At 61.0% G+C, this 17,513-nt stretch carries 12 protein-coding genes; 8 read left to right on the forward strand and 4 right to left on the reverse strand.

What is annotated here, in order from left to right; translation table 11 throughout:
- Positions 1 to 93: 93 nt before the first annotated feature.
- A complete protein-coding gene (locus tag AC07SU_RS26455) occupies positions 94 to 1,488 on the reverse strand; it encodes an MATE family efflux transporter (RefSeq protein ID WP_494998731.1) in 1,395 nt (464 codons plus the stop codon).
- A gap of 263 nt (positions 1,489 to 1,751) precedes the next feature.
- Between AC07SU_RS26455 and pdxB the strand changes: the two genes are divergently transcribed.
- On the forward strand, positions 1,752 to 2,894 hold the full coding sequence (pdxB, locus tag AC07SU_RS26460) for a 4-phosphoerythronate dehydrogenase PdxB (protein ID WP_494998732.1): 1,143 nt from the start codon (positions 1,752 to 1,754) through the stop codon (positions 2,892 to 2,894).
- Positions 2,895 to 2,960: 66 nt separating this feature from the next.
- Here the strand turns inward: pdxB and AC07SU_RS26465 are convergent, their stop codons facing one another.
- Complete coding sequence (locus AC07SU_RS26465; protein ID WP_176995331.1) at positions 2,961 to 3,140, reverse strand: PA1571 family protein; 180 nt, start codon at positions 3,138 to 3,140, stop codon at positions 2,961 to 2,963.
- A gap of 236 nt (positions 3,141 to 3,376) precedes the next feature.
- On the opposite strand from AC07SU_RS26465, the gene AC07SU_RS26470 reads away from it, so the two are divergent.
- Entirely contained in the window at positions 3,377 to 5,161 is a 1,785-nt protein-coding gene (locus AC07SU_RS26470) for an ABC transporter transmembrane domain-containing protein (RefSeq protein ID WP_494998733.1), read from the forward strand.
- Positions 5,162 to 5,224: 63 nt separating this feature from the next.
- Here the strand turns inward: AC07SU_RS26470 and AC07SU_RS26475 are convergent, their stop codons facing one another.
- Complete coding sequence (locus tag AC07SU_RS26475; RefSeq protein ID WP_176995333.1) at positions 5,225 to 7,153, reverse strand: transglycosylase SLT domain-containing protein; 1,929 nt, start codon at positions 7,151 to 7,153, stop codon at positions 5,225 to 5,227.
- A gap of 213 nt (positions 7,154 to 7,366) precedes the next feature.
- Here AC07SU_RS26475 and AC07SU_RS26480 point away from each other — a divergent pair, with 213 nt between their 5' ends.
- Positions 7,367 to 9,289: an ATP-binding cassette domain-containing protein gene (locus AC07SU_RS26480; RefSeq protein ID WP_176995334.1), complete on the forward strand. Its 1,923-nt coding sequence runs from the start codon at positions 7,367 to 7,369 to the stop codon at positions 9,287 to 9,289.
- A gap of 182 nt (positions 9,290 to 9,471) precedes the next feature.
- Here AC07SU_RS26480 and AC07SU_RS26485 read toward each other — a convergent pair whose 3' ends face one another.
- On the reverse strand, positions 9,472 to 9,912 hold the full coding sequence (locus AC07SU_RS26485; RefSeq protein WP_176995335.1) for a universal stress protein: 441 nt from the start codon (positions 9,910 to 9,912) through the stop codon (positions 9,472 to 9,474).
- 106 nt (positions 9,913 to 10,018) lie between these two features.
- Between AC07SU_RS26485 and AC07SU_RS26490 the strand changes: the two genes are divergently transcribed.
- The 5 genes from AC07SU_RS26490 to topA all read left to right on the forward strand — a co-directional run bounded on the left by AC07SU_RS26490 (position 10,019) and on the right by topA (position 17,498).
- On the forward strand, positions 10,019 to 10,456 hold the full coding sequence (locus AC07SU_RS26490; protein WP_494998734.1) for a hypothetical protein: 438 nt from the start codon (positions 10,019 to 10,021) through the stop codon (positions 10,454 to 10,456).
- Between the two features lie 619 nt (positions 10,457 to 11,075).
- Positions 11,076 to 13,223: a fatty acid oxidation complex subunit alpha FadB gene (gene fadB, locus AC07SU_RS26495; RefSeq protein WP_178921506.1), complete on the forward strand. Its 2,148-nt coding sequence runs from the start codon at positions 11,076 to 11,078 to the stop codon at positions 13,221 to 13,223.
- Between the two features lie 29 nt (positions 13,224 to 13,252).
- Complete coding sequence (gene fadA / locus AC07SU_RS26500) at positions 13,253 to 14,428, forward strand: acetyl-CoA C-acyltransferase FadA (RefSeq protein WP_016971415.1); 1,176 nt, start codon at positions 13,253 to 13,255, stop codon at positions 14,426 to 14,428.
- A 97-nt stretch (positions 14,429 to 14,525) separates the two neighbouring features.
- Entirely contained in the window at positions 14,526 to 14,762 is a 237-nt protein-coding gene (locus tag AC07SU_RS26505) for a DUF1653 domain-containing protein (protein WP_028619417.1), read from the forward strand.
- A 114-nt stretch (positions 14,763 to 14,876) separates the two neighbouring features.
- Complete coding sequence (gene topA, locus AC07SU_RS26510) at positions 14,877 to 17,498, forward strand: type I DNA topoisomerase (RefSeq protein ID WP_494998735.1); 2,622 nt, start codon at positions 14,877 to 14,879, stop codon at positions 17,496 to 17,498.
- Positions 17,499 to 17,513 lie beyond the last annotated feature (15 nt).

The raw sequence follows: 17,513 nt of genomic DNA on the forward strand, positions 1-17,513 counted from the left end.
CCCCCCCCTCCCTCCCCCCCCCCCCCCCCCCCCCCCCCCCCCCCCCCCCCCCCCCCCGTGCTCCTACAGGGAACGGTAAGCGCTGATGAGGCGTCAGGTGTGCGCTGGCGCCAGGCGAATCCGCCGACGTGCGCTGCGTGCCAGGCGAATCACCAGCATCGCCGCCGCGCAGCTCAAGCCCACGATCAGCCCTTGCCACAGGCCGCTCGGCCCGCTGGCGGTGCCCAGCCAATCGGTCAGGCCCAGGGCGTAACCCACCGGCAATCCCACGCCCCAATAAGCAAACAGCGTCAATACCATGGTCACCCGTGTGTCCTGGTAGCCACGCAGGGCGCCGGCAGCGGTCACCTGGATCGCGTCAGAGAACTGGAACAGCGCCGCAAACACAATCAACATCGACGCCACGTGGATCACCAACGGGTCCGGGGTGTAGATCGCCGCGATCTGCTCGCGAAACAGCAGCATCAGGCTGCAGGACAGGCAGGCGTAGGTGAGGGCCGTGCCCATGCCGACCCCGGCTGCGAAGCGCGCTTGGCGCGGCTCGCCTCGCCCGAGTGCCTGGCCGACGCGCACCGTGACGGCCATGCTCAGGGAGTAGGGGATCATGAACACCAGCGAGCTGAAGTTCAGCGCGATCTGGTGCCCGGCCACCACGTTGGCGCCCAGGCTGCCGATCAACAGTGCGATGACTGCAAAGATGCTCGACTCGGCAAAGACCGCGATGCCGATGGGCAGGCCGATGCTCAGCACGCGCTTGATGACTGCCCATTGCGGCCAGTCGAAACGCTTGAACAGCTCGCTGCTCTGGTAGGCCGGGGCCCAGCGTGTCCAGGCGGCCAGGCCGAGCATCATCACCCACATCACAATCGCTGTGGCCCAGCCACAGCCCACGCCACCCATGGCTGGCACGCCGAAGTGGCCATAGATGAACACGTAGTTGAGCGGGATGTTCAGCGCCAGCCCGCACAGGCCCATGACCATGCTCGGCCGCGTGCGGCCCAGGCCATCGCTGAAGCAGCGCAACACGTAATACAGGGCGATGGCCGGCATGCCGGACGCGATGCCATGCAGGTAGGCCATGCACGGCTTTATCAGCTCGGGGTCGACGTTCATCGCGTGCAGGATTGGTTCGGCGCTGATCAGCATCAACAACGCGGTCACCCCCACGACCAACGCCAGCCACAAGGATTGGCGCACCAGGGGGCCGATCTCGTTGAACGTGCCCGCGCCGAAGCGCTGGGCAACCTTGGGCGTGGTGGCCAGCAAGGTGCCGGTCATCAGCAGGTAGACGGGGATCCAGATCGAGTTGCCCAGGGCCACCGCCGCCAGGTCACGCGGGCTCACGCGCCCGGCCATCACCGCATCGACAAAACCCATGGCCGTGGTCGCCAATTGGCCAATCATGATCGGCAGGGCCAGGGTCAGCAGGCTGCGCACTTCGCGGCTGACGCGGGCGGGGCGGGAGAGGGCGGTGGTGGTTGTGTTCACGTACAGGTGTCCGGTCAGAAGAAGCGCAAGGACCGCGAAGTCTACGCTTTGACGCACCGGTCAGGAAAAAACCTGTGTTAGCGATTTGTAAGCAATCGCTCTCCTGTTGGCGCCGGCTTGTGTGGGAGCTGGCTTGCCTGCGATGCAGGCACCTCGGTCAATCAGCTGTACCTAAGTGATGCTATCGCGGGCAAGCCCGGCTCCCACACAAGCCCTCTTGGAGTGGATATGTGTACACTGCGAGTCCGCGAAAGGAGCCTGCCATGTTGATTGTTGCCGACGAAAATATCCCGCTGCTCGATGCATTCTTCGAAGGGTTTGGCGAGATTCGCCGGGTGCCCGGCCGGTCCATCGACCGCGCCACGGTCGAGCAGGCCGATGTGTTGCTGGTTCGCTCGGTGACCAACGTCAACCGCGCCTTGCTGGACGGGACCCGCGTGCGTTTTGTCGGCACCTGCACCATCGGTACCGATCACCTGGACCTCGACTACTTCCAGCAGGCTGGCATCCAGTGGTCCAGCGCCCCCGGCTGCAATGCGCGTGGGGTGGTGGACTATGTGCTGGGCAGTTTGCAGACCCTGGCAGAAATCGAGGGGGCCGACCTCAACACGCGCACTTACGGGGTGGTCGGTGCGGGCGAAGTCGGCGGGCGCCTGGTCAAGGTGCTCAAGGGCCTGGGCTGGAACGTGCTGGTGTGTGACCCGCCGCGTCAGATCGCCGAAGAGGGCGATTACGTGAGCCTGCAGCAGATCATCGAACAGTGCGACGTGATCAGCCTGCACACGCCACTGACCAAGTCCGGCAACGGTTCCACCTGGCACCTGTTCGACCGCCAGCGCCTCAACGCACTCAAGCCCGGCACCTGGTTGATCAATGCCAGCCGGGGCCCGGTGGTGGATAACGCCGCCCTGCGTGAGGTGTTGTTGGAGCGCGAGGACCTGCAAGCGGTGTTGGACGTGTGGGAAGGTGAGCCTGAAGTGGATGTGGACCTGGCTGACCTGTGTGTGCTGGCCACGCCGCACATCGCCGGTTACAGCCTGGACGGCAAGCAGCGCGGCACCGAACAGATTTATCAGGCGTTCTGTGCGCACCTGGGCCAGGAACCCAGCCTCCAACTGAGCGACTTGCTGCCGCCACCCTGGCTGGCCGAAGTGCACTTGAATGCCGCCACCGACCCGGCCTGGGCCTTGGCTACCTTGTGCCGCAGCGTGTATGACCCGCGCCGGGACGATGCGGATTTCCGCCGCAGCCTGGTGGGCAGCGTGGACGAACAGCGCAAGGCGTTTGACCTGCTGCGCAAGCACTACCCGGAGCGCCGCGAGATCGACGGCTTGAAGGTGCGCATCAATGGAGAGTCCGCTGTGCTGTCGTCGATCGTCTCTGCGCTGGGCGCTGAATTGCTCTGACCGGCTCCTACAGGGGGGCATAAAAAAACCGGCCACCAGGGCCGGTCTTGAAAGAGCTTGGGCGCGTTAGCCTTGCTTGGCAGGCTTGACCAGTCGCTGTTCCAGTTCGCGGCACGCTTGCTGGATCATGGCTTCGGTAATCGGCACTTCGCGCCCTTGGGCGTCGATAATCGAGCAACCCAGGTCTGCTTGCTGCGCTTTGCGGACGACTTCTACTTTGTCAGTGCTGCTAGTGTGCAAGGTCATGGCCTGTCTCCTCATCAGGTTGTGTACCTACCTTAAAACCCCCGCGTGACCGAGCTGTTACAACTCCATACACAATCAGCGGTTCGAATACCCAGTCCACCAGAAACCGATACAAATTTCCAGACGGGCATTAGACCGATAGCCTCTAGGGGTCAGCATCGGCGGGCATAATTAACCTGACTCATTGTTATTTACTCAAGTTCCCCCAATGTAGGTGTACAGGTTCCTCATTGGTGATGCCCTCCATGTTCTCAGTCCGTCAACGTCGTGCGATCCGCCTGGCCAGCCGCTTCATTGCACCCTACCGCGGGCAGGCGCTCGGTGCCCTGTTGGCGCTCATCGTGACGGCGGGTATTACCTTGTCCATGGGGCAGGGCATTCGCCTGTTGGTGGACCAGGGGTTCATGACCCAGTCGCCACACTTGCTCAACCAGTCCATCGGTTTGTTCATGATCCTGGTACTTGGCCTGGCCGTGGGCACGTTTGCGCGGTTCTACCTGGTGTCGTGGATCGGCGAGCGGGTGGTGGCGGATATCCGTCGGCAGGTGTTCAACCACCTGATCTACCTGCACCCGGGCTTCTATGAGAACAACCGCAGCTCGGAAATCCAGTCGCGGTTGACCACCGACACCACCCTGCTGCAATCGGTGATCGGTTCTTCGCTGTCGCTGTTCTTGCGCAATGCCTTGATGGTGCTGGGGGGCATCGTGTTGCTGTTCGTCACCAACCCCAAGCTCACCAGCATTGTGGTGGTGGCGCTGCCGCTGGTGCTGGCGCCGATCCTGATCTTCGGCCGACGTGTTCGCAGCCTGTCGCGCCTGAGCCAGGACCGTATCGCCGATGTGGGCAGCTATGTGTCCGAGACCCTCGGGCAGATCAAGACCGTACAGGCCTACAACCATCAGGTGCAGGACGAGCAACGTTTTGCCGTGACGGTGGAGGACGCGTTTACCACCGCGCGCAAGCGCATCGTCCAGCGCGCGTGGCTGATTACGTTGGTGATCATGCTGGTGCTGGGGGCTGTGGGCGTGATGCTGTGGGTGGGCGGCATGGACGTGATAGGCGGGCGTATTTCCGGTGGTGAGCTGGCGGCGTTCGTGTTCTATAGCCTGATCGTGGGGAGTGCCGTGGGCACCTTGAGCGAGGTGCTCGGCGAGTTGCAGCGCGCAGCAGGCGCGGCGGAGCGGATCGGCGAGCTATTGCAGTCGAGCAATGAGATCACGGCCCCGTCCACCGATACCGTGCCGCTGCCGGAGCGTGTCAGCGGCCGCATGGAGCTGCAGGACCTGCGCTTTTCCTACCCGTCACGGCCGGACAGCTACGCCATCGATGGCTTGAGCTTGACCATCAACCCGGGTGAAACCCTGGCGCTGGTCGGACCGTCCGGTGCGGGTAAATCGACGATCTTCGACCTGCTGTTGCGTTTCTACGACCCCCAGCACGGCCGTATCCTGCTGGAAGGCCGGCCATTGACCGAGCTTGATCCGATGGACCTGCGCCGCCACTTTGCCCTGGTGTCCCAGAACCCGGCGCTGTTCTACGGCAGCGTCGAAGAGAACATCCGCTACGGCAATCCCACGGCCACCCTGGAACAGGTCCAGGCTGCCGCGCGCATCGCCCACGCCCATGATTTCATCCTGCAATTGCCCGACGGCTACCAGACCCATCTGGGGGACGGCGGCATGGGCCTCTCCGGTGGGCAGCGCCAACGCCTGGCCATTGCCCGTGCGTTGCTGGTGGATGCGCCGATCCTGCTGCTGGATGAGGCGACCAGCGCCCTCGACGCTCAGAGTGAGCACCTGATCCAGCAAGCGTTGCCGCAACTGATGCAGGGGCGCACTACGCTGGTGATCGCCCATCGCCTGGCGACCGTGAAGCACGCCGACCGGATCGCAGTGATGGACCAGGGCAAGCTGGTGGCGGTGGGCACGCATCAGCAGTTGATTGCGAGCAACCCGTTGTATGCGCGGTTGGCGGCGTTGCAGTTCAGTGATGGGGTGGAAGAACACGTCTCTCACTGATTGATCACCCATAAAAAATGCCCGCATCGTTCAATGCGGGCATTTTTGTTTCTGGGTTACGCCTTATTGATCATCAAAATAGCGCTCATGCCAATCCACCAACGGCTGCGGCGAATTGAGCTTCTGGCCGTAGATCACCGAATAAGACAGCACGTTCTGCACGTATTGGCGGGTTTCGTCGAACGGGATGCTTTCCACCCATACGTCGAAACTCAAGTGGTCGGCACCGCGCAGCCATTGGCGCACGCGACCGGGGCCGGCGTTGTAGGCGGCGGAGGCGAGCACACGGTTGCCGTTGAACTGGCTGTGCACCTGGCTCAGGTAGGCGGCGCCGAGCTGGATGTTTTTGTCCGGGTCGAGTACCTGGGCAGGGGAGGCCAGGGGGATGCTGAACTTGCGTGCGGTTTCCTTGGCAGTGCCGGGCATCAGTTGCATCAGGCCACTGGCGCCAACGCCGGAGCGGGCGTCGTCCATGAAGGCGCTTTCCTGACGGGTGATGGCGAATACCCAGCTGGAATGCAGGCCACGCACCTTGGCTTCACGCACCAGGGTGTCGCGGTGGGCCATCGGGAAACGAATGTCGAGGTCATCCCAGTACTGCGCCTGGCTGATGGTACGGATCGCCGGGAAGTACCACTTCATGTCGTAGGCCAATTTGGCCTGGGCGACCATCTCATCGCGGTTGAAGTGACGGCTGACGTGGTACCACTCGCGGCGGCCATCCACTACTTGGCCGCGGGCGTAGAACTCCAGGGCACGACGCACACCAGGGGTGTTGCGCACCTTGTTCATCAGCGCCTGGCTCATGACCAGCGGCTTGTTGGTCAGCTGGTAGGGCGATTTGGAACGGTCGGCGGCGAGAAAGCCGTAGAAGTCCCGCTCCTTGGCCACGTTTTTGTACAGCACCAGGGCTTGTGGGTTTTTCGGTTCGGCCAGTTCCAGGCTGCGGGCCTGCCAGTAGCGCCAGCGGTTGGTGGTGGCCAGGTCCTGTGGGAGTTTGCGGGTCAGCTGGTAGGCATCTTCCCAACGGGCCAGGCGCAAGAGCAGGCGCAGGCGCCATTCGGACACGGTGTTGTCACGCAGTTCCGGGTCGTACTTGGTCATCACGTCCAAGGCGCGCGGGTCATATCGACGGGCCAGGGTCAGGCCGATTTCCCGGGCGATCGACACTTTTTCGTCACGGGAGAAGTGCATGCTGCTGGCGTAGCCGTCGAGCAGGGCCATGGCCTTGTCCGGGTCCTGGCGTGCCAGGCGGCGCAGGCCCAGGCCCACGGCGTCAGACATGGCCTCGTTGGCCGGCAGGAAGCGCGACGGGTCGCCGAGCAGGTTGGGGTTCTGCGCCACGTCGACCATCAGGCGGCCTTGGGCGCCGAGGGTTGGCAGGGTTTTCACCAGGCTGTTGGCCAGCGCGTAGTTGCGCGCTTCGGCAGCGAGTTTGGCGCGGTCCCAGATCTTCTGTTCGGTGAGTTGGCCATCGGCAGCCCATTGACCGAAGGTGGCGTCGCAGGCAGCCGGTTGAGATTTGCCGGTAAGCCAGAGTTTTTCGGTGTTCTTGTAGCCTTCGGCTTTTAAGTTGTGGGTGAGCTGGTACTGAGCGTGAAGGCAGTCCAGCTCGACGAAATTGAGCTTGGCGTCGTAGTACTTTTCAAAGGTCTGCCAGTCGCCACGGTCGGAGAGCCAACGCAGCCAGCGCAGTTTCATCCAGTTGGCTTGGGGCAGGTCACCGTTCTTGGCGAGAAATTGTTCGATTTCCTCGTTGCTCGCGGTTTTCAGGCGGGCGGTCAGCTCGTCATAGGCCAGGTACGGCGTGAGCGGGTAGTCGGCCAAGGCGGCGCTGTATTGCATGTACGGGCCGCTGTCGCCTTTGGCCAGGGCGCGTTTGGCTTCATCGTAATATTGACGTTGGGTGGTGAGGTCCACGGCCTGGGCGGATTGAACGGCGGTGGCGGAAAGAATCAGACAAGACAAAAAATTGAAAAGGCGACTGCGCATGAGACGTCCGTGCAGAGAAATCACGACTAGCACCGGCACCGCCGACACTGATTGCCCCTAGCTTAGCCTTTTGCCCGACGCGTGCGAAAGCTTTGCCGGCCGGTTCGTTCAGCTTGGCCAGAAATGTCCTACAGAACGTGTCGGCCATGAAAATGCTGGCCGCATCCCACCCTCAACTCAGGTAGAATGCGCGCCCAGTTTTTGGAGAAGCGTATGACCCTGCTCAAATTCAGCGATGTGTCCCTTGCTTTCGGCGCTATGCCGTTGTTGGACAAGGTGTCCTGGCAGATCGCCCGTGGTGAGCGGGTGTGCATCATCGGCCGCAACGGCACCGGCAAGTCCAGCATGATGAAGCTGGTAAAAGGCGACCAGAAGCCCGATGACGGCTCTGTGTGGCGTGCCCCGGGCCTCAAGATTGGCGAATTGCCGCAAGAATTGCCGGTGGCCGACGGACGGACCGTGTTCGACGTGGTTGCCGAAGGCCTCGACGGTGTTGGCGCCTTGCTCGCCGAATACCATCACCTGGCGCAGAACTGCGTCACCGAGGAAGACCTGGACAAGCTGATGCACGTCCAGCAAGACCTCGAAGCCCGTGACGGCTGGCGCTTGCAGCAACTGGTCGACAGCACCCTGAGCCGCCTGCAACTGCCGGCCGACAAGACCCTCGCCGAATTGTCCGGTGGCTGGCGTCGTCGCGTGCTGCTGGCCCAGGCCCTGGTGTCCGAGCCGGATTTGCTGTTGCTCGACGAACCGACCAACCACCTGGACATCGGCGCGATCGCCTGGCTGGAAGAGGCCCTCAAGGACTTCCAGGGCGCCGTGTTGTTCATCACGCACGACCGTTCCTTCCTGCAGAACCTGGCCACCCGCATCCTGGAACTGGACCGTGGCGGCCTGATCGACTGGAACGGCGACTACGCCAGCTTCCTGGTGCACAAGGAAGCGACGCTGGCGGCCGAAGAAACCGCCAACGCGCTCTTCGACAAGAAGCTGGCCCAGGAAGAAGTCTGGATCCGCCAGGGCATCAAGGCCCGTCGCACCCGTAACGAAGGCCGCGTGCGTGCCTTGAAGGCCCTGCGTGTTGAGCGCAGCGAACGCCGCGAGCGTACCGGCAAGGCGAATATCCAGCTGGACACCGCCGAGAAGTCGGGCAAACAAGTGATGGTGCTGGAAAACGTCAGCTTCCATCACCCGAACGGCCCGTTCCTGATCAAGGATTTCTCCATGGTCCTGCAGCGCGGTGACCGCATCGGCCTGCTGGGCGCCAACGGCACCGGCAAGACCACCTTGCTCAAGCTGATGCTCAGCGGCCTGCAGCCGACCAGCGGCAAGGTCGAGGAGGGCACCAAGATCGACGTGGCCTACTTCGACCAGTTGCGCCATCAACTGGACCTGGAAAAGACCGTGATCGACAACGTCGCCGAAGGCCGCGACTTCATCGACATCGACGGTCAGAGTCGCCATGTGCTCAGCTACCTGGGCGACTTCCTGTTCAGCCCGCAGCGTGCGCGCACACCGGTGAAAGCCTTGTCCGGTGGCGAGCGTGCGCGCCTGTTGCTGGCCAAGTTGTTCAGCAAGCCGGCCAACCTGCTGGTCCTCGACGAACCGACCAACGACCTCGACGTGGAAACCCTGGAACTGCTGGAAGAGGTCCTGCTGACCTTCAACGGCACCGTGCTGATGGTCAGCCACGACCGGGCATTCCTCGACAACGTGGTGACCAGCACCCTGGTCTTCGAAGGTGAAGGCAAGGTGCGTGAATACGTGGGCGGTTATCAGGACTGGCTGCGTCAAGGTGGTTCGCCGCGCCTGTTGGGCGTGACCGAAAGCAAATCCGGCAAAGCCGACTTGAACTCGGCGGTGGTGGCCCCGGTGGCCGCTGCACCGGCTCCGGTTGCAGAAGCTGCGCCGGCGGGCAAGAAGAAGCTCAGCTACAAGCTGCAACGCGAGCTGGAAGCCTTGCCGGGCGATATCGACGCCAAGGAACAGCAGATTGCTGCGGTAGAAGCAGAAATGGCTGATGCGGGTTTCTACCTGCGTCCGGCGGCGGAAACTGCCAAGGTGATTGCTTCCCTGGAAACGTTGAACCAGGAACTGGAAGCGCTGGTGGAGCGTTGGGCTGAGCTGGATGCCTGAGTGATTACAGTGCATTAAAAAACCCGGTGTTCATCAGATGAACACCGGGTTTTTTATATGAAATGCGCTTCAACTGTAGGAGCTGGCTTGCCTGCGATAGCGGTCTGTCAGTCGATGCATTTGGCGACTGATACACCGCTATCGCAGGCAAGCCAGCTCCCACATTTTGATCTCGGTAGGGCTTAAGGGGTTTTGACCAGCTTGACGGCCAGCACGTCGCACGGTGCACCGTGCAGTACGTCATTGGCGGTAGAGCCCAGCAACAGCGCCAAGCCATGACGGCCGTGGCTGCCGACCACGATCAGGTCGCAAGCCTTTTCCTTGGCCAGGTGGTGGATTTCCTGGCGCGGTTGGCCGTATGTCAGGTGGCAGTCTTCCTTTTTCAGGTGCGGGTATTTGAGGATCAAACGGTCAAGGCGCTCTTTGGCCTGGTCGAATTGTTGTTGCTGCAACTGGGAAAGGTCCATCGGCACGTCACCCCCAAAGGCCATGGCCATGGGCTCGACGATATGCACCAGCGACAGTATGGCGCCATTGGCGATTGCAGATTCCTGCGCGCGCTTGATCACTGGGTCGCACTCTTCGGTCAGGTCGACAGCGACCAGAATATGTTGGTAGGGCATGAGGCGTTCCTCCAGAGGGACTGCAATAAGTTCAGTATGGCTGCTTTCAAGCGGATGGGGTTGCGTCAGATCAAATCCGCTCATCTAGAAATTCGGGAGTACACATATGACGGTCTGGATAGTGGTGTCAATCCTTGTGGTGGTTCTGAGCCCCCTGGCATGGCTGCGCCCGTCGCGCCATCAGAGCGGGCGCATGGCCTTGCGCATGGAAGCCCGCCGCATCGGCCTGGCCATGCAATTGGCGCCCCAGGAGTGGCCACACTGGCTCAAGCAGGAGCCGCCGAGCCCGTGCGCGCAGTACTGTCGGCCACGGCGGGGCAGCACGCCGGCGATCTGGAGTTACTGGCAACTGGAGCCGGGGGTGTGGGTCAACCAATGGCGCGAAGTCTGCGAGGACGAGAAGTTGTTGCCGCATTTTGCAACGCTGCCGGCCAACGTCTACAAGGTCGAGGCCGACAAGCAGATGATTGCCCTGTATTGGGGGGAGGAGGGCGAGGCGAGCGTGTTGAAGGACATCGATACCTTGCTCAAGGCCCTGGCCTGATATCCGACCCCGACGGCCACTGCCGACCCTGTAGGAGCCCCGCTTGCCGGCGATGTCGTCCTGATGTCCTGTGCAATATTTGTGGGCCCAATCGCCGGCAAGCCGGGCTCCTACGAAGAGCGCGCCAGTCATGGCGAAACCGCGGGCAATAAAAAGCCCGACATCATCATCGGGCTGGAGTTGGCCAGGCAGGCCGGTAAATCTGTGTTTCACGCGTCGGATGTTCATCACGGCGCGCTACGGTTGCGGCTAGCCTAGCCGGATATCCCGTTCTGTACAGCCTTTTCCCACATCTTTTCCATTATTGATTTCGTGAATATTTGAATATTGACGAGGCGCGGGCCTATGGTTGGGGTTCTGAAATGACTGGAAAGTCGCGTTTTTCCTAGCCTTTGGAGCGATTGACAATTGCCCGGAATTGGATGAAGGTGGCGTACCCAAATCAAACGGGCGTATGAATTGAGCGTTTGTCTGTCAGACTGCTCATACAGAACCCCGACTATCGCATTGGCGGGTGTGCCTGGCGGATTGGCGTGAACATTGACCCAATCATCAATGTCCAACCAGAGGCCAGCGTCCAGTGTGTACTGTTCAGCTTCCATATCGTGGAGATCAGTTGATGATTTACGAAGGTAAAGCCATCACGGTTAAGGCTCTTGAAAGTGGCATCGTCGAATTGAAATTCGACCTCAAGGGTGAGTCCGTCAACAAGTTCAACCGTCTAACCCTGAATGAATTGCGTCAGGCCGTAGACACCATCAAAGCAGATGCTTCGGTCAAGGGCGTGATCGTCTCCAGCGGCAAGGACGTGTTCATCGTCGGCGCTGACATCACCGAATTCGTCGACAACTTCAAGCTGCCCGATGCCGAGCTGGTGGCTGGCAACCTCGAAGCCAACAAGATTTTCAGCGATTTCGAAGACCTCAACGTACCCACCGTCGCCGCGATCAACGGCATCGCGTTGGGTGGCGGCCTGGAAATGTGCCTGGCAGCCGACTTCCGCGTGATGTCCGCTACGGCCAAGATCGGCCTGCCTGAAGTCAAGCTGGGCATCTACCCGGGTTTCGGCGGCACCGTGCGCCTGCCGCGCCTGATCGGTGCCGACAACGCCATCGAGTGGATTGCCGCCGGCAAGGAAAACAAAGCTGAAGACGCACTGAAGGTCGGTGCCGTCGACGCTGTGGTTGCCCCGGACAAACTGGCCGAAGCCGCACTGAACCTGATCAAGGGCGCCATCAGCGGCGAATTTGACTACAAGGCCAAGCGTCAGCCGAAGCTGGAAAAACTCAAGCTCAACGCCATCGAACAAATGATGTCGTTTGAAACCGCCAAAGGTTTCGTGGCAGGCCAGGCCGGCCCGAACTACCCGGCGCCGGTTGAAGCGATCAAGACCATCCAGAAAGCCGCGAACTTCGGTCGCGACAAAGCCCTGGAAGTGGAAGCGGCTGGCTTCGTCAAACTGGCGAAAACCTCCGCAGCCCAGAGCCTGATCGGCCTGTTCCTGAACGATCAGGAACTGAAGAAAAAGGCCAAGGCCTACGACGAAATCGCCCGCGACGTGAAACAGGCTGCCGTACTCGGCGCCGGTATCATGGGCGGCGGTATTGCCTACCAGTCGGCGTCCAAAGGCACGCCGATCCTGATGAAAGACATCAACGAGCACGGCATCGAGCAAGGCCTGGCGGAAGCCGCCAAGCTGCTGGTCGGCCGCGTGGACAAAGGTCGCATGACCGCCGCGAAGATGGCTGAAGTGCTCAACGGCATTCGTCCTACGCTGTCCTATGGCGATTTCGGCCACGTCGACCTGGTGGTCGAAGCGGTTGTCGAGAACCCGAAGGTCAAGCAGGCCGTACTGGCTGAAGTGGAAGCCCAGGTCAAAGATGACACCATCCTGGCCTCCAACACCTCGACCATTTCCATCTCGCTGCTGGCCAAGGCCCTCAAGCGTCCGGAAAACTTCGTCGGCATGCACTTCTTCAACCCGGTGCACATGATGCCGCTGGTGGAAGTGATCCGTGGCGAGAAGTCCAGTGAGCTGGCGGTTGCCACCACCGTTGCCTACGCCAAGAAAATGGGCAAGAACCCGATCGTGGTTAACGACTGCCCGGGCTTCCTGGTCAACCGCGTGCTGTTCCCGTACTTCGGCGGTTTCGCCAAGCTGGTCAGCGCCGGTGTGGACTTCGTGCGCATCGACAAGGTCATGGAAAAATTCGGCTGGCCAATGGGCCCGGCGTACCTGATGGACGTGGTCGGCATCGACACCGGTCACCATGGTCGCGACGTGATGGCTGAAGGCTTCCCGGACCGCATGAAAGACGACCGCCGTTCGGCGATTGACGCGCTGTACGAGGCCAAGCGCCTGGGCCAGAAGAACGGCAAGGGCTTTTACGCCTATGAGGCTGACAAGAAGGGCAAGCAGAAGAAAGTGGCCGATCCATCGGTTCACGAAGTACTCGCGCCTGTCATCTACGAGCAGCGTGAGGTGTCGGACGAAGACATCATCAACTGGATGATGATCGCCCTGTGCCTGGAAACCGTGCGCTGCCTGGAAGACGGCATCGTAGAAACCGCCGCCGAAGCCGATATGGGCCTGGTGTACGGTATTGGTTTCCCTCCATTCCGTGGTGGTGCGCTGCGTTACATCGATTCGATCGGTGTGGCCGAGTTCGTTGCCCTGGCTGATCAATACGCTGATTTGGGCCCGCTGTACCACCCGACCGCGAAGCTGCGTGAAATGGCCAAAAACGGCCAGAGCTTCTTCGGTTAAGCGCCCAAACGACTAGAGCGAGACTATTTATGAGCTTGAATCCAAGAGACGTCGTGATTGTGGACTTCGGTCGCACTCCGATGGGCCGCTCCAAGGGCGGCATGCACCGCAACACCCGCGCCGAAGACATGTCGGCGCACCTGATCAGCAAAGTGCTTGAGCGCAACACCAAGGTCGATCCTAACGAAGTCGAGGACGTGATCTGGGGCTGCGTCAACCAGACCCTGGAGCAGGGCTGGAACATCGCGCGCATGGCGTCGCTGATGACCCAGATCCCGCACACAGCTGCTGGCCAGACCGTCAGCCGCCTGTGCGGCTCGTCGATGAGCGCCCTGCACACCGCCGCCCAGGCGATCATGACCGGCAACGGTGATGTGTTCGTGGTCGGTGGCGTGGAACACATGGGCCACGTCAGCATGATGCACGGCGTCGATCCGAACCCGCACATGTCGCTGTACGCGGCAAAAGCCTCGGGCATGATGGGCCTGACCGCGGAAATGCTCGGCAAGATGCACGGCATCACCCGCGAAGCCCAGGATGCGTTCGGCCTGCGTTCCCACCAGCTCGCCCACAAGGCGACCGTGGAAGGCAAGTTCAAGGATGAAATCATCCCGATGAACGGCTATGACGAGAACGGCTTCCTGAAATTGTTCGACTACGACGAAACCATTCGTCCGGACACCACCCTGGAAAGCCTGGCGGCCTTGAAGCCAGCGTTCAATCCAAAGGGCGGCACCGTGACAGCCGGTACTTCGTCGCAAATCACCGACGGTGCCTCGTGCATGATCGTGATGTCGGCGCAGCGTGCCCAGGACCTGGGTATCCAGCCGCTGGCCGTGATCCGTTCGATGGCCGTGGCGGGTGTGGACCCGGCGATCATGGGCTATGGTCCAGTACCGGCCACACAAAAAGCGTTGAAGCGCGCAGGCCTGACCATCAACGACATCGACTTCTTCGAGCTCAACGAAGCTTTCGCCGCACAGGCCCTGCCCGTGCTGAAAGATTTGAAAGTGCTCGACAAGATGAATGAGAAGGTTAACCTGCACGGCGGTGCAATTGCCCTGGGCCACCCATTCGGTTGCTCCGGTGCGCGGATTTCTGGCACTTTGCTTAACGTGATGAAGCAAAATGGCGGCAACCTCGGGGTTGCAACCATGTGCATTGGTCTCGGCCAAGGCATTTCCACCGTCTTCGAACGCGTCTAAGCGTTAGGTTGACGGAAGCCGGGGCCCAGTGCCCCGGTTTTTGTTTTTTGGCGGTTTTGTATTTTTTTTTAAACAAATTTTGTAAGAGGGCCAGAGCATGAAAGTCGAACCAGGGCTCTACCAGCATTATAAAGGTCCGCAGTACCGTGTTTTCAGTGTGGCGCGGCATTCCGAGACCGAAGAAGAAGTGGTGTTCTACCAAGCACTGTATGGCGATTACGGCTTTTGGGTGCGCCCATTGAGCATGTTTGTGGAGACCGTCGAAGTTGACGGCGAGCAAGTCCCGCGCTTTGCTTTGGTGCAGGCCGAACCCAGTCTTTTTTCAGGGCAATAACGGCACGTCGCGCAGAATGCTGCGCTTGACCTCACCTTGTTGCCACTATATATAGCGTTGCCGCGACAGGCGCCAACTGCCTTTCACTTCTCGAATTCAGGAATTTTCCGATCCATGGGCAAATCGCTGGTCATTGTGGAATCCCCGGCTAAGGCCAAGACCATCAACAAGTACTTGGGCAACGAGTACGTGGTGAAGTCGAGTATCGGCCATATCCGAGACCTGCCCACCAGCGGTTCGGCTAGCGCCAGCAAGGAGCCAGCCGCCAAGCGCGGCAAGGCGGCTGCGGGCGAAGGTCCGGTGCTCACCCCTAAAGAGAAAGCGCGCAAGCAGCTGGTCTCGCGCATGGGTGTGGACCCGGATCATGGCTGGAAGGCCAAGTACGAGATCCTTCCGGGCAAGGAAAAGGTCATCGAAGAGCTGCGCCGGCTCGCCAAGGATGCCGACACCATCTATCTCGCAACGGACTTGGACCGCGAAGGGGAAGCCATTGCCTGGCACCTGCGGGAAGCCATCGGCGGTGATGACAGTCGCTACAAGCGTGTGGTGTTCAACGAAATCACCAAGAAAGCCATTCAGGAAGCCTTCTCCAAGCCGGGCGAACTGGACATTGACCGTGTCAACGCCCAGCAGGCCCGTCGTTTCCTCGACCGCGTCGTGGGCTACATGGTCTCGCCACTGCTGTGGGCCAAGATCGCCCGTGGCTTGTCGGCCGGCCGTGTGCAATCGGTTGCCGTGAAGCTGGTGGTGGAGCGTGAGCGCGAGATTCGTGCGTTCATCCCTGAAGAATACTGGGAAGTCCACGCTGACCTCGGCACCGCCAAGGGCGCCAACGTGCGCTTTGAAGTGGCCCGCGAAAAAGGCGAGGCCTTCAAGCCGCTGAACGAAGCCCAGGCCATGGCCGCGCTGGAAAAGCTCAAGGCGTCCAGCTACAGCATCGTCAAGCGCGAAGATAAACCGACCAGCAGCAAGCCGTCGGCGCCGTTCATCACCTCCACCCTGCAGCAGGCCGCGAGTAACCGCCTGGGCTTCGGCGTGAAGAAAACCATGATGATGGCCCAGCGTTTGTACGAAGCTGGCTACATCACGTATATGCGTACTGACTCCACCAACCTGTCGGTGGACGCGGTCGCGATGGCGCGTACTTATATTGAAGGCGAGTTCGGCAAGAAGTACCTGCCGGAGAGCCCGAACGTCTACAGCAGCAAGGAAGGCGCACAGGAGGCTCACGAAGCGATCCGTCCTTCCGACGCCAACACCACGCCTGCCAAGCTGAGCGGCATGGAGCGTGACGCTGAGCGCCTCTACGAGCTGATCTGGCGCCAGTTCCTGGCCTGCCAGATGCTGCCGGCGCAATACTTGTCCACCACGGTTACCGTGGCGGCCTCCGACTTCGAGCTGCGCGCCAAGGGTCGTATCCTCAAGTTCGACGGCTACACCCGCGTGATGCCGCAGATCGCCAAGCCTGGCGATGACGACGTGCTGCCGGACATGGCCCAGGGCGATGTGTTGAAGCTGATCAAGCTTGATCCGTCCCAGCACTTCACCAAGCCACCGGCGCGTTACTCGGAAGCCAGCCTGGTCAAAGAGATGGAAAAGCGCGGTATTGGTCGTCCTTCGACCTATGCGGCCATCATCTCCACCATCCAGGACCGTGGCTACGTGGCGCTGCACAACCGTCGTTTCTACTCGGAAAAGATGGGCGACATCGTCACCGAGCGACTGTCCGAGAGCTTCTCCAACCTGATGGACTACGGCTTCACGGCCGGCATGGAAGAGAACCTCGATGACGTGGCTCAGGGCGAACGCGACTGGAAAAACGTACTGGACGAGTTCTACGGTGACTTCAAGAAGAAACTCGAAGTAGCCGAAAGCCCGGACAGCGGCATGCGCGCCAACCAGCCAGTGATGACTGACATCCCGTGCCAGACCTGCGGCCGTCCGATGCAGATCCGTACCGCCTCCACTGGCGTGTTCCTCGGCTGCTCGGGCTACAGCCTGCCGCCGAAAGAGCGTTGCAAGGCCACCGTCAACCTGGTGCCGGGCGATGAAATCGCCGCCGATGACGAGGGTGAATCCGAGTCGCTGGTACTGCGTGGCAAGCACCGTTGCCCGATCTGCAGCACGGCGATGGATGCCTACCTGCTGGATGAAAAGCACAAGCTGCACATCTGCGGTAACAACCCGGACTGCAACGGCTACGAGATCGAAGAGGGCACCTACCGCATCAAGGGCTATGAAGGCCCGAGCCTGGAGTGCGACAAGTGCGGCAGCGAGATGCAGCTCAAGACCGGCCGCTTCGGCAAGTTCTTCGGTTGCACCAACCCGACGTGCAAGAACACCCGCAAGCTGCTCAAAAGCGGCGATGCGGCGCCGCCGAAGATGGACCCGGTGAAGATGCCTGAGCTCAAGTGCGAGAAGGTCAACGACACCTACATCCTGCGTGACGGTGCTTCGGGGCTGTTCCTGGCTGCCAGCCAGTTCCCGAAAAATCGCGAGACCCGTGCGCCGCTGGTGCTGGAGATCGTTCCGCACAAGGATGAGATCGATCCGAAGTACCACTTCCTGTGCGAAGCGCCGAAGAAGGATCCCGATGGTCGTCCGGCCGTGATCCGCTACAGCCGCAAGACCAAGGAGCAATACGTGCAGACCGAAGTGGACGGCAAGCCTACGGGCTGGAAAGCGTTCTACGACGGAGGCAAGTGGAAGGTCGAGGACAAGCGCCAGGGCGCTTGATCGACTAGTCTGCGA

The organism is Pseudomonas sp. GW821-FHT05H12 (genome assembly GCF_059419385.1).